Source organism: Methylomicrobium album BG8 (genome assembly GCF_000214275.2).
GTDB lineage: Bacteria > Pseudomonadota > Gammaproteobacteria > Methylococcales > Methylomonadaceae > Methylomicrobium > Methylomicrobium agile.
The window spans coordinates 1,727,645-1,741,064 of record NZ_CM001475.1; the positions used below are offsets into that span (position 1 = coordinate 1,727,645).

At 52.7% G+C, this 13,420-nt stretch carries 7 protein-coding genes and 2 CRISPR repeat arrays (1 of these 9 only partly in view); all 7 genes read left to right on the plus strand.

Annotated features, from left to right (window positions below):
• Nucleotides 1-228 precede the first annotated feature (228 nt).
• Nucleotides 229-1,467 (plus strand): type I-F CRISPR-associated protein Csy1, encoded by a 1,239-nt coding sequence (gene csy1, locus METAL_RS07450; RefSeq protein ID WP_005371072.1) that lies wholly within the window; start codon nt 229-231, stop codon nt 1,465-1,467.
• Nucleotides 1,464-2,339 carry a type I-F CRISPR-associated protein Csy2 gene (gene csy2, locus METAL_RS07455; RefSeq protein WP_005371074.1) on the plus strand — a complete coding sequence of 292 codons (876 nt, stop codon included), beginning with the start codon at nt 1,464-1,466 and terminating at the stop codon, nt 2,337-2,339. The genes csy1 and csy2 overlap by 4 nt, the downstream gene beginning before the upstream one ends.
• A gap of 17 nt (nt 2,340-2,356) precedes the next feature.
• A complete protein-coding gene (gene csy3 / locus METAL_RS07460; protein WP_005371075.1) occupies nt 2,357-3,388 on the plus strand; it encodes a type I-F CRISPR-associated protein Csy3 in 1,032 nt (343 codons plus the stop codon).
• Between the two features lie 2 nt (nt 3,389-3,390).
• Nucleotides 3,391-3,978, plus strand: coding sequence for a type I-F CRISPR-associated endoribonuclease Cas6/Csy4 (cas6f, locus tag METAL_RS07465; protein WP_005371077.1), 588 nt, complete (start codon nt 3,391-3,393; stop codon nt 3,976-3,978).
• Between the two features lie 131 nt (nt 3,979-4,109).
• A CRISPR array of direct repeats spans nt 4,110-7,738; the repeat unit is 28 nt; unit sequence GTTCACTGCCGTACAGGTAGCTTAGAAA.
• Between the two features lie 94 nt (nt 7,739-7,832).
• A complete protein-coding gene (gene tnpA, locus METAL_RS20615) occupies nt 7,833-8,126 on the plus strand; it encodes an IS66 family insertion sequence element accessory protein TnpA (RefSeq protein WP_005371078.1) in 294 nt (97 codons plus the stop codon).
• Nucleotides 8,114-8,464 carry an IS66 family insertion sequence element accessory protein TnpB gene (gene tnpB / locus METAL_RS07470; protein WP_005371080.1) on the plus strand — a complete coding sequence of 117 codons (351 nt, stop codon included), beginning with the start codon at nt 8,114-8,116 and terminating at the stop codon, nt 8,462-8,464. Before tnpA ends, tnpB begins: the two co-directional genes overlap by 13 nt.
• Nucleotides 8,465-8,538: 74 nt before the next feature.
• Nucleotides 8,539-10,131: an IS66 family transposase gene (gene tnpC / locus METAL_RS07475; RefSeq protein ID WP_005371083.1), complete on the plus strand. Its 1,593-nt coding sequence runs from the start codon at nt 8,539-8,541 to the stop codon at nt 10,129-10,131.
• Nucleotides 10,132-10,198: 67 nt separating this feature from the next.
• A CRISPR array of direct repeats spans nt 10,199-13,420; the repeat unit is 28 nt; unit sequence GTTCACTGCCGTACAGGTAGCTTAGAAA (it continues 228 nt past the right edge of the window).

Genomic DNA, 13,420 nt, shown 5'->3' on the forward strand with positions numbered 1-13,420 from the left:
AACGGTTACGCATGTTTACTTATCAAGTTATCTTTGAATTTCAAAGCTGCCTGCTCGGCAGTGTAATAAATCAATACAAACAAATTAATACATTTCTAAGCTGCTTTTCGGCAGAAGAATATCATAATTTAAAAATTATAATAATACAAATAAAATTATACAGGATATTGTAATTCATTTATTTCTGTAATAAACTCAGCTTCGACTCTATTTGAGAAGGACAAGAGCATGTTAGACCCCGCTATACAGTCGTTCCTTACCGAACGCAAAGCCGCCTGGCTGAAGGACAAACTCAAATCCGCCAAGACCGAATTCGAACGTCAGGACGTCGAAACGAAAGCCGATGAAAAATTCGCTCCGGAAAATTGGATTCCGGATGCGGCCAAACGTGCAGCCTGGTTGTCGATAGTCAGCCATTCGGGCAAATTTACCCATCCCGGTGTCAAAATCAGTCCCGTGATATCGACGCCTCCGCACAAGCGGGATGGCTATTTGCGCAGCGGCAATGCCGATGCCGATTTTGACGTGTTCGGTAATGCTGCCGCACTGGACGTTTTCAAATTCCTTTCGTTGCCGTTGAGCGACGGGCAAACGGTATTAGAGCATCTCGAACAGAATAGCGAACTCATCAGACGGCAATTCAATCTCGCCGCCACATCTTTTGCTGAACTGCAAAAGGGTCTGATGGCAATTAAACCCGATGAAATCGCCAAAATTAAGACCTCCGAAAAAATCAAACAAGTCTATTTTCCGATCGAAGGCGGCTATCACCTGCTGTCGATTCTGACGCCTTCCGGCCTGATGTTCAAACTGAAAGAACGCATCAACGCCATGCGTTTTTCGGAACAGGCCAAACAAGCCCGCGACGACCGTCGCAATCAAGCGCATAACGAGCATGGCTGCGACGAGATTTACAATCTGGCCGCGATCGGTTTCGGCGGCACCAAGCCGCAGAACATCAGCGTACTGAACAACCAAAACGGCGGCATTGCCTATTTGCTGCCTTCGCTGCCCCCGGTTTTGGCGCAACGCGTCGTCCGGCGGCCGAAATCCAGTTTCTTCAAGGACAGCTTGTACTTCAAGCCGTACCGGGAAGAGTTCTTGGCATTGCACCGACTGTTTATGGCAAAACCCAACAACATCGATATCCGTGACGGTCGGGATGACTGGATCATTTCCATCGCCGAACGCGTGCTCGAAACGGTTGGGCAATTAAGACAGGAAACGGCGGGCTGGTCCGAAAACACGCGCTTGCCGTTGGCGCAAAAGATCTGGCTGGATTCCGCTTTCGATGCGTGGCGCGAGCAGGAAGACGAGTGGCTCGCCGAAATCATCGTGAGTCTGGCCGATTGGTTCCGTATCGCCTATCGGAATGTCATCGGTGCGGAGAAAGCGATTGCGCTGGGAGACGACGAACTGAAGCACATTAGAAAAGTGCTCGGTGAGCATGAGGAGCTTTTGCGATGAACCGGTTCTTGATCGTCCCACAACTGAAAATCCACAACGCCAATGCGCTGTCCAGCCCTTACACCCTCGGCTTTCCGGCGATGACCGCCTGGTTCGGCGGTATCCATGCCCTGCAGCGCCAACTGAATGCCGGCGCGTTCGCAGGCTTGCGTTTTACCCGCGCCGCCGTCGCCTGCCATCGGATCGATCAGCAAACCTATAAAGGGTCGGGCGATTTCGTCCATTCGATCATAGGCACCGGCAACCCGCTCGATAAAACCGGTGAGCGTCCGTCTTTCATCGAAGAAGCCCGTTGCCATCTGACCGTATCGTTGGCGATCGAGTGCCAGGGCGTCGGTCAGGGCGATATTGCGGAATTCACCCAGGCCGTGGAAAGCCGGCTTTATCGATTGAAACTGGCCGGCGGCGACATCCTGTCGTTCAAAACGCCGGAAACGCTCACCATCGACGGCGACAACGAACTGGCCAGACTGACCCGCAAACTGATGCCGTCCTACGTGTTGCAGGAACGCCGCGAACTGATGACCGAAGCGATGCGGAACGGTCAGGATGCGATTGACGCCCTATTGAGTTATCTCAAAGTCGAACACCGCAGCCGGCCTTTAGGCAACGGCAAAGGCGAATGGACCGCCAAGCGTAAAGCCGAGGGCTGGCTGGTGCCGATTGCGACCGGCTTTCACGGCATTACCGAATTAGGCTTCGCCGAAAACCAGCGCGATCCCGATACGCCGCACCGTTTTGCCGAAAGCCTGGTCACGCTGGGCGAGTTCGTGATGCCGTACCGGATCAAGCGTCTCGACGACCTGCTTTGGCATACCCGCTACGACGCCGAAAATAACCTTTATCTTTGTCAACAAAACAACCGCATATAACGCAAGGAAAACCGACCATGGCCAAAAATAGCATTGTTTCCGCTTCCGTATTGGCGTTCGAAAAAAAACTGGTTCCCTCGGACGGACGTTTATACGGCACGACCTGGGAGCGGCGAGCCGAACAAGCGACCTCTTTGAAGCTGCAAGAAAAATCGGTGCGCGGCACCATCTCCAACCGATTAAAAAAAGCCTTGCAGGACGATCCCGCCAAATTGGATGCAGAAGTCGAAAAGCCCAACCTGCAAACCGTCGACAGTTGCGCGCTGGGCAGCGATCAGGACACGCTGAAATTGACTTTCACGCTGAAAATCCTGAGCGGCGTAGAAAAACCTTCGGCCTGCAACAGCGCCGAATTCAACGCCAGCTATGCCAAATCCGCAAAAGCTTATATCGATAGCGAAGGTTTCCGCGACTTGGCCTTACGTTATGCGGCCAATATCGCCAACGGTCGTTTTTTGTGGCGCAACCGGGTCGGCACGGAAAAGATCGAGGTTGCGGTCAAGGTGTTGAATCAAGGCGATCGATCCGCATGGCTATTCGATGCCAAGGCCGTCAGTACCCGGTATTTCGACAATCCCGATCCGCAAATTGCCGAATTGGCCGGCAAAATCGCGGATGCCTTATCCGGCAAAACCGAATTCCTGTTGCTGGAAGTCAACGCGTACGCGCAGGTCGGTCTGGCGCAGGACGTTTATCCGAGCGAAGAACTGGTGCTGGACAAAGGCAGCAGCAAATCGAAAAAAAGCAAAATCCTTTATGAGATCGACGGCATCGCTGGCATGCATTCGCAGAAAATCGGCAACGCCTTGCGCACGATCGATACCTGGTATCCAGGCTACGATGAGGCGCAAATTGGGCCGATCGCAATAGAGCCTTACGGTGCCGTCACCAATCTGGGCAAAGCCTACCGCACGCCCAAGGATAAAGCCGATTTTTACACGCTGTTCGACCGCTTCGCGCGCGGCGAAAAATTGGCCGAGAACGACGAACACTATGTGATGGCGGTCTTGGTACGCGGCGGCGTTTTCGGCGAGAGCGGCAAGGACTGAGCATGAAAGTCTATCAGGACATCAATTTGTTGCCCGATGCCGAAATCGGCCTGCATTTTTTATGGGAAAAAGTCTATCAACAGGTGCATCTGGCGTTAGTGGAAATGCAGGACGCCGACGGCAAAGTGCCGATCGGCATCGCGCTACCGGCGTACGATGCGGAAAATCGCCGGTTGGGCCATAAGCTGCGGCTGTTGGCCGAAACGGAACGCCAGCTCGAACAGTGCAATGTACGGGAATGGCTAAGCCGTCTCAGCGATTATGTCCACTTGACTCAAATCCGCGCCATTCCCGATCGCGTTCGAACCTATGCCTATTACCGGCGCATCCAGTCGAAAAGCAGTAGCGCCAGACTGGCGAGACTGGCAAGGCGCAAAGCCGAACGGGAAAACATCGGTATCGAACTGGCGATTGCAACGTTCGAAAACTGCGTGGAGCAGCGCATCGAGGCGCCTTTCGTATGGATGAAAAGCCAAAGTAGCGGGGAAAGATTCCGTTTGTTTATTGAGTATGTGGAAACCGGTGAACCGACGAAAGGCGGTTTTAGCACCTATGGATTGAGCCATTCAAGCAGCGTTCCCGTTTTTTGACCAATGCCGGAAATAGCTTTTTAAAAATACAGAAAAATCAATTAGTTGTCTTAGATGGGTTTTTCGTTGGTAAAAATGGAAAATTCCGTCCAAGGTATTGTTATGCTTATCTAAATTGAAGTCGATCCACAGTTCACTGCCGTACAGGTAGCTTAGAAACAGCCGTCTCGGTCGCGCCGCGCAAATTGACTCGTTCACTGCCGTACAGGTAGCTTAGAAAGGTACCGGCCGTGCGCCGTGGTCGCCTCGACCGTTCACTGCCGTACAGGTAGCTTAGAAAATCGGGTGATAGTCTGGCATCGGTGGTGGTACGTTCACTGCCGTACAGGTAGCTTAGAAACATCCAAGGTTGATATCTGAACATCGGAGGCAGTTCACTGCCGTACAGGTAGCTTAGAAAATGCAAAGGACCACGGTGCAAAAATGGAACAAGTTCACTGCCGTACAGGTAGCTTAGAAACACCTCACCTCACCTCGCCGCCGCCCCAAGCAGTTCACTGCCGTACAGGTAGCTTAGAAAGGCTGGGTAAGCCGCGCCAGTTATACCACACAGTTCACTGCCGTACAGGTAGCTTAGAAAATAAATCCCCTGAAGTTTCGCGCGGCCAGGTAGTTCACTGCCGTACAGGTAGCTTAGAAAGATGAAAGTATTCACATGTCGGTTTTTAGTCCGTTCACTGCCGTACAGGTAGCTTAGAAATCGAAAACCAATTGTTGTCCAAGTATGTCGGTGTTCACTGCCGTACAGGTAGCTTAGAAAAATCTAGCGCCAGCGCGGCGGCGCGCATCCGTGTTCACTGCCGTACAGGTAGCTTAGAAAGGCGAGGAAACCCACGCGGCGGCGTACCGGGAGTTCACTGCCGTACAGGTAGCTTAGAAAAAACGGAAATTTTTTCCCCAAATAGTATTGCAGTTCACTGCCGTACAGGTAGCTTAGAAAGTCATCCCAACCGAAAGCCAAATCCTCGACTCGTTCACTGCCGTACAGGTAGCTTAGAAACACCGGCGAAGGCTCGATGGCCGGCGAACTCAGTTCACTGCCGTACAGGTAGCTTAGAAAACATCGTTGAGCCAGCGTTTTACCGGGTGAAAGTTCACTGCCGTACAGGTAGCTTAGAAAAATGAGCGAGCCAGCTCGAGCGCTCGTTTTTCGTTCACTGCCGTACAGGTAGCTTAGAAATGGAGACCAAGCAGTCTCGGGTTGATTTCGAGGTTCACTGCCGTACAGGTAGCTTAGAAAGCCGGCGAGTATGCGATAGCGTCCGACTGGAAGTTCACTGCCGTACAGGTAGCTTAGAAAGATGGTTTCGTCTCCGGCAGCCGTCAGCACACGTTCACTGCCGTACAGGTAGCTTAGAAATCGATAGTGACCTGCCCCTTGTCCTCGATTTGGTTCACTGCCGTACAGGTAGCTTAGAAAGGTGTTCTATGCCAACCGTGACACGCTCGATGGTTCACTGCCGTACAGGTAGCTTAGAAAATGATGAGCATGGCGGAAATGGCGAACAAAGCGTTCACTGCCGTACAGGTAGCTTAGAAAAACAAGGTGTTGCGTGAGTCCGGCTATTTGACGTTCACTGCCGTACAGGTAGCTTAGAAAGTGAGCAGAGGGCGCAGCAGCAGGCCGCGATGGTTCACTGCCGTACAGGTAGCTTAGAAAACTTGCCGACCTCGGGGGATGTCTTGGTGCGAGTTCACTGCCGTACAGGTAGCTTAGAAATCGATCAAAACGCCTTCGGATGCAGTTTTCTGGTTCACTGCCGTACAGGTAGCTTAGAAAGCAATATCGGCCGGTTCCGCGAGTGTTTTGGAGTTCACTGCCGTACAGGTAGCTTAGAAAGAAATCATCTGGATTGCATTCGGCAACCCGACGTTCACTGCCGTACAGGTAGCTTAGAAAGCTTGTGCGAAAAATACGAGGGGTTATTAACTGTTCACTGCCGTACAGGTAGCTTAGAAAAACACAGAGCCGCAACTTCGCACCAAGACATCGTTCACTGCCGTACAGGTAGCTTAGAAAGATTCAATTCACCGCAGAAGCTTGAGCATACAGTTCACTGCCGTACAGGTAGCTTAGAAAGGTGTATCGCTCCAGACGCTGAGCAACTGGCAGTTCACTGCCGTACAGGTAGCTTAGAAAATTTACTGCGCAATGCCTGACGGGCCGCTGTTGTTCACTGCCGTACAGGTAGCTTAGAAATTGATCTGCGACGAATCCTGGAACAAGCCTTTGTTCACTGCCGTACAGGTAGCTTAGAAACGACAAATTGCGCTATCCAAATCGCGCAGGCAGTTCACTGCCGTACAGGTAGCTTAGAAAAGGGAGCAGGCGCGGCGATGCAGCGTATCGAGGTTCACTGCCGTACAGGTAGCTTAGAAAGATAAACGCGTACTCAATGCGCTTATCCTTGGGTTCACTGCCGTACAGGTAGCTTAGAAAAGACATAGCCGCAATGAAGCCTCCTTCCCACAGTTCACTGCCGTACAGGTAGCTTAGAAACACATGATGGCGTAACTCACGACCGTGTATATGTTCACTGCCGTACAGGTAGCTTAGAAATATGTCCCAGAATGCCCTGAGCGACAGCAGCGGTTCACTGCCGTACAGGTAGCTTAGAAATCGTAGATCCTACCGGCGCTCGCCGGTATTTGGTTCACTGCCGTACAGGTAGCTTAGAAAGCGTGAAGATGCACGGCACCGAGGATCATGGCGTTCACTGCCGTACAGGTAGCTTAGAAAGACCTCATAGCGATCTCGCAGGAATGGTTCTTGTTCACTGCCGTACAGGTAGCTTAGAAAACGATCGTGTATATGACGTGACGTATGAGTCCGTTCACTGCCGTACAGGTAGCTTAGAAATTCTGACCTTCTCGCGCGCCCGTAATCATTGCGTTCACTGCCGTACAGGTAGCTTAGAAACACACATGATCATATTGGTCAGGCCGCTTATTGTTCACTGCCGTACAGGTAGCTTAGAAATTCAATCAAAGTCCACCCGGCCGACTCTACGTGTTCACTGCCGTACAGGTAGCTTAGAAATGTTGTTATGTGGACAGACGGAGCTGTCCACTGTTCACTGCCGTACAGGTAGCTTAGAAATCTGAGGTTTTGGTAGAAATCCTTGTCTTGCAGTTCACTGCCGTACAGGTAGCTTAGAAATGCGATCCATCTCTCAGGCCGTCGTGTGTTCCGTTCACTGCCGTACAGGTAGCTTAGAAATCGGACTGGCTTTTCCCAGCAGCCACGCCTTGGTTCACTGCCGTACAGGTAGCTTAGAAATACAGCCTCGTAATAATCGATCATACGCACCTGTTCACTGCCGTACAGGTAGCTTAGAAAAGCCTGCCCCGCTCGATCGGGGATGGCGTGCGGTTCACTGCCGTACAGGTAGCTTAGAAAGCAAAGCCTCAGCGGAAAAGCGTTGGTGGGTGGTTCACTGCCGTACAGGTAGCTTAGAAAGCGTACGTTTCGACCCATTCTAAGCGCTTCTGGTTCACTGCCGTACAGGTAGCTTAGAAATGCAGTCCCCGCCGAGGCTTCGCGCAGCATGTGTTCACTGCCGTACAGGTAGCTTAGAAATTCTACCGGAGGGGGTAGCGTGTACACCACGCGTTCACTGCCGTACAGGTAGCTTAGAAACAAGAGCTATTTGCTCAAGGCGTGGCTGCTGGGTTCACTGCCGTACAGGTAGCTTAGAAAAACAGGGCTGGGGGCAGACGCAAAACGACAAGGTTCACTGCCGTACAGGTAGCTTAGAAAAAATGATACCGGAAATTTTGTAAGCGTCTAGCCGTCCCATCTGTTCAAGCAATACCGGACAGTTCATCCTTATTATTTTTGGTGAGGATGAATCATGGCATTATCGAAACGATGGCTCGATCATATCGAAGCCTGGCAAAGCAGTGGTTTAAAGCAGTCTGTTTATTGCCGGCAACACAGCCTTAACAGTCGTACCTTTGCCGCACGGCTATCGGATTACCGCAAGGGTCGAGGCGCCTCACCCTTGGCCTTAATCCCGGTCCGCGTTGAAAACGCCGCCCCCTCCATCGAGCGTCTGGTGTTGCAGTGTCGCCAAGGCCATCGCCTGGAATTGCCGGCTTCAACACCGGCGAGTTGGGTAGCGGAACTGTTACGATGCCTGGCTTGATCGCGAGTCCGGCGCAGATCTGGGTGGCGGTGGCGCCGGTTGACATGCGGCGCGGCCTGGATGGCTTAACCGCGATCGTCCAGCACAGCCTGGGGCATTCGCCGGGTGCCGGGTCGGCCTTCATCTTCCGCAACCGGGCCGGCAACCGCTTGCGTCTGTTGCTGTGGGACGGCAATGGCGTGTGGCTGTGCCAGCGCCGTTTGCATCGCGGCAGTTTTGTTTGGCCCAAGGCCTCTGATCCGGTCTTTGCGCTCAGTCCGGCCCAGTGGCAGTGGTTGGCCGCCGGTGTCGATTGGCAACGTCTCTCGGCAGAGCCATCAGCAGCATGGCGGGTGTAAAGTGCGGCTTTAAAAGCTGCTGCAACCCAGCAAAATCAAGGCATTCAGGGGGTTTCTGCGGTATAATGACAGCCATGAACCCCCTCGCCAAACTCGATCAGTTGCACTTGGAACCTTCGGCTAAAACCGAAGTGGCGGCGCTGCTTCAAGCGCTGATTGAACAGGCTGAGCGGGATGCCAAAGCCATTCAGAGCAAAGACATTAAAATCGCCGCGCTGACGCACGAGTTGGCCTATTACAAACGCATTCGTTTCAGCCCCAAGAGCGAAGCCTTGGCCCCCTTGCAGCGGGATGTGTTCGAGGAAACCTGGAACACGGATATTTCGGCGATTGAAGCCGAAGTTGAGCAACTGCAAGATGCCAGCCTTTGTGCAACGGTGGTTCGCCCCAAACGCCTGCGCGCCGGCCGGCAACCGTTACCGTCTCACTTGCCCCGCATCGAACACCGGCACGAACCGGAATCCTGCACTTGCGGGCACTGCGGCCGGGAGTTGGTCAAGATCGGCGAAGATGTGACCGAGCAACTGGATGTCGAGCCGGCCAAGTTCTTCGTCCATCGCCATATCCGTCCGCAGTACGCCTGCCGGAGCTGCGAGACCGTCACGGCGGCGCCGATTCCGCCGGCGGTGATCGATGGCGGTCTGGCCGCGGTTGGCTTGTTGAGCTGGGTGATGATCAGCAAATTCCAGGATCATTTGCCGCTCTACCGCTTGGAACAAATCGCCGCCCGCGACGGCGTGACCTTATCCCGTTCCACCCTGGCCGACTGGGTCGGACGTCTCGGCGTCGCCTTGCAGCCTTTGTCCGACCGTTTGGCCTGGCAGCTGTTGCAACGCGATAGTTTACATGCGGATGAGACGCCGGTCCCCCAGCTGGATCCCGGCAACGGCAAAACGAAAAAGGCCTATTTGTGGGCCTACCGCAGCAACGACCTGCAGCCGGGCCCCAAGATCCTCGTCTTCGACTATCAAGCCGGCCGCAGCGGCCGGCATGCCGGGCAGTTTCTAGGCGATTGGCAAGGCCACCTCGTGGTCGACGACTATGCCGGCTATAAAGCCCTGTTTGCGGCGGCCCGTGCGCATCCCGAGGATCAACGCCTGATCGAACCGTGCATCGAACTGGCGTGTTGGGCGCATGCGCGCCGGAAGTTCTTCGACCTGTTACAGGCCAGTCAGAGCCCGATCGCCCAAGAAGCCTTGAACCGGATCGCGGTGCTCTATGCGATCGAAGCCGAAGGTCGTGACCTAACGCCCGCTGAGCGTCAAGCCTTGCGCGCCCAGAAAAGCCTGCCGGCACTGGCCGATCTACACGACTGGCTGCAACGCACCCGCATTCAAACCGCGCCCAACAGCGCCACGGCCAAAGCGATTGATTACAGCTTGAAACGTTGGATCGCTCTCAGCCGTTATGCCGAAACCGGTGATCTGCCGATTGATAACAACCCGATTGAAAACAGTATCCGACCGATCGCTTTGGGTAAAAAGAACTGGCTCTTTGCAGGATCAGAACGTGCCGGAAAACGAGCGGCCGTGATCCAAACGCTGCTCGGCACTGCCAAGCTCAACGGCCTCGATCCTTCGGCCTGGCTAAAAGATACCCTCGAAAAACTGCCTACCTGGCCTAACAGTCGTATCGACGAATTACTGCCTCTCCGCTCAATAGACTAAACCAGAGTGCCGACAGACTGGCTATGTGGTACGGCTGCTCGCTTACGAAATTTTCCGGCATCAATAAGTTCACTGCCGTACAGGTAGCTTAGAAAAGACGCCCACCCGTTGTATCCGCCGTCGATGTGTTCACTGCCGTACAGGTAGCTTAGAAATTGTCGTTCACTTCCTTGATCGCCATGTCGAAGTTCACTGCCGTACAGGTAGCTTAGAAAATGAATCATGATGAAATGCTGCTGCAAATAATGTTCACTGCCGTACAGGTAGCTTAGAAAATAATGACGCCGCCCACAATGAACGTGGTCGCGTTCACTGCCGTACAGGTAGCTTAGAAAGATAAATGCGCTGGCGGCCTGGACGCGCTCGGGTTCACTGCCGTACAGGTAGCTTAGAAAAATAAGGCATTGAAAGGCACCGATGCCGGGAAGTTCACTGCCGTACAGGTAGCTTAGAAAATTTGATCGCTGCCTCCCATCCCTGCGGAACGGTTCACTGCCGTACAGGTAGCTTAGAAAATACAGGGGTGATGTTGTGAAAAAAATTCTAAGTTCACTGCCGTACAGGTAGCTTAGAAATACGGAAGCGACAACCTGGAAGCACTCAGGCAGTTCACTGCCGTACAGGTAGCTTAGAAATATCAGGTGTGGTGCAAATTGGATGGGGAGAAGTTCACTGCCGTACAGGTAGCTTAGAAATGTTCTGTCGGATGCCCTGTTTTTGGCCTATCGTTCACTGCCGTACAGGTAGCTTAGAAAAGTCTGCAGGAGCTTGATGGCACCGGCTGGGTGTTCACTGCCGTACAGGTAGCTTAGAAATTTCAGGAACGTGACGAGTTCTTCCTCGTCACGTTCACTGCCGTACAGGTAGCTTAGAAAGTAAAGATCCGCCTACCGATTCAAAAATCATCGTTCACTGCCGTACAGGTAGCTTAGAAATGCCGCCAGTCCTTGACGCCTGCTGCGGGAGCGTTCACTGCCGTACAGGTAGCTTAGAAAAGCCCGTGCGCCGCCCAGGCGCGGGTTTTTGCGTTCACTGCCGTACAGGTAGCTTAGAAAAGGCAAATTGCTCATTTCTCTCTCCTGTGAATGTTCACTGCCGTACAGGTAGCTTAGAAACGTTGCCGATGCCGCGAACTCTGACCCGTTGAGTTCACTGCCGTACAGGTAGCTTAGAAATGCAAGTCCTCGATACACACCATCGCGTGGTTGTTCACTGCCGTACAGGTAGCTTAGAAATCAACGATACATTGGATGCTGACCATGTATGAGTTCACTGCCGTACAGGTAGCTTAGAAATCGGGGGATTCCAGCAAGATCGCTGCCTCGGGGTTCACTGCCGTACAGGTAGCTTAGAAACATGTCGCCTCCAGGCTATTGAAATTAAACACGTTCACTGCCGTACAGGTAGCTTAGAAAAGTTATCAGCCCTCGGGTACGCCGCCCGGTAAGTTCACTGCCGTACAGGTAGCTTAGAAAAAAGGCGGCTTGCTGGGCGATCGATTCGTGCTGTTCACTGCCGTACAGGTAGCTTAGAAAATAAACGACCGAGAAACCGCCATCGAGTAATCGTTCACTGCCGTACAGGTAGCTTAGAAAGCCCCAAGCAGCGCGACAATCGACCATTGCGCGTTCACTGCCGTACAGGTAGCTTAGAAATGTTGAAATTTTTTCTTCTGATGGTCTAATCATGTTCACTGCCGTACAGGTAGCTTAGAAAAGGGATTTTCGCGCCAATTGGCTTGGACGACTGTTCACTGCCGTACAGGTAGCTTAGAAAACACCTCGCAGACCCAGCCGCCATCGATGCGCGTTCACTGCCGTACAGGTAGCTTAGAAAATGAATTGAATGTGGATTTATCAGAAGTTGCTGTTCACTGCCGTACAGGTAGCTTAGAAAAGTAACCCGCAAGGATGCAAATTCCCGACACCGTTCACTGCCGTACAGGTAGCTTAGAAATTTCGCAACTGGCAACGGACGGAACCAGTAACGTTCACTGCCGTACAGGTAGCTTAGAAAAGGAGATGAAAGCTGTTGCCAGCGCGGATAGTGTTCACTGCCGTACAGGTAGCTTAGAAAGGAACTCGCCGGGCTTGACCTGGGGGTGGTAAGTTCACTGCCGTACAGGTAGCTTAGAAACTGCATGAACCCCTGCGCGCCGTCTTGGAGGCGTTCACTGCCGTACAGGTAGCTTAGAAACTTCCTGATCGGTGACCTTGACGCCCTTCTGAGTTCACTGCCGTACAGGTAGCTTAGAAATGGAATCGTTGGGCGTTCCGCTTCCTCCGAGAGTTCACTGCCGTACAGGTAGCTTAGAAAAAGGACGAATACAGTACGTTTGTCAGCAAGGCGTTCACTGCCGTACAGGTAGCTTAGAAATGTCTAACAATCAACAAACTCCCAGCTTTTATGTTCACTGCCGTACAGGTAGCTTAGAAAGTGAATACAGATTGAAAAAAGGGTTATCGCAAGTTCACTGCCGTACAGGTAGCTTAGAAAAAGCCTTTGCCGTCCAGTCGCTCCGGTGTGGCGTTCACTGCCGTACAGGTAGCTTAGAAAAACCGATGCGAACAAGCGCCATTCCCGCGACGGTTCACTGCCGTACAGGTAGCTTAGAAAAGACGTTTCCGTCAGGCGTGCAAAGAAAAGTTGTTCACTGCCGTACAGGTAGCTTAGAAAATCCAGCTCGAAGACGGAACTGAACGCATTTAGTTCACTGCCGTACAGGTAGCTTAGAAACGATCTCCATCTGGTTGATAGGTCGAGACTGCGTTCACTGCCGTACAGGTAGCTTAGAAAAGACAGAAAGCGGCTGATTGGCATAGGTCAGAGTTCACTGCCGTACAGGTAGCTTAGAAAAAGCGAATCCTGACCCAGCGGATGATTGAGGCGTTCACTGCCGTACAGGTAGCTTAGAAAGCTCAACAAAGCCTCATCCATTGGCCCTAAGTGTTCACTGCCGTACAGGTAGCTTAGAAAATCAACCAGCGGGAATGTGCCGGGTTCAACTGGTTCACTGCCGTACAGGTAGCTTAGAAAGGCAAGGCGGAGGGCATAGGGCCATCCGCCGAGTTCACTGCCGTACAGGTAGCTTAGAAAAAGAGGAACACAGATGGAAGCCAACACTCAAAGTTCACTGCCGTACAGGTAGCTTAGAAACAGCACGTTCTACGACAACATCACCAAGGAGCGTTCACTGCCGTACAGGTAGCTTAGAAAAGTGACTTGATCGACTCGGCGTTATGGTCCTGGTTCACTGCCGTACAGGTAGCTTAGAAATTCACGCTGCCGC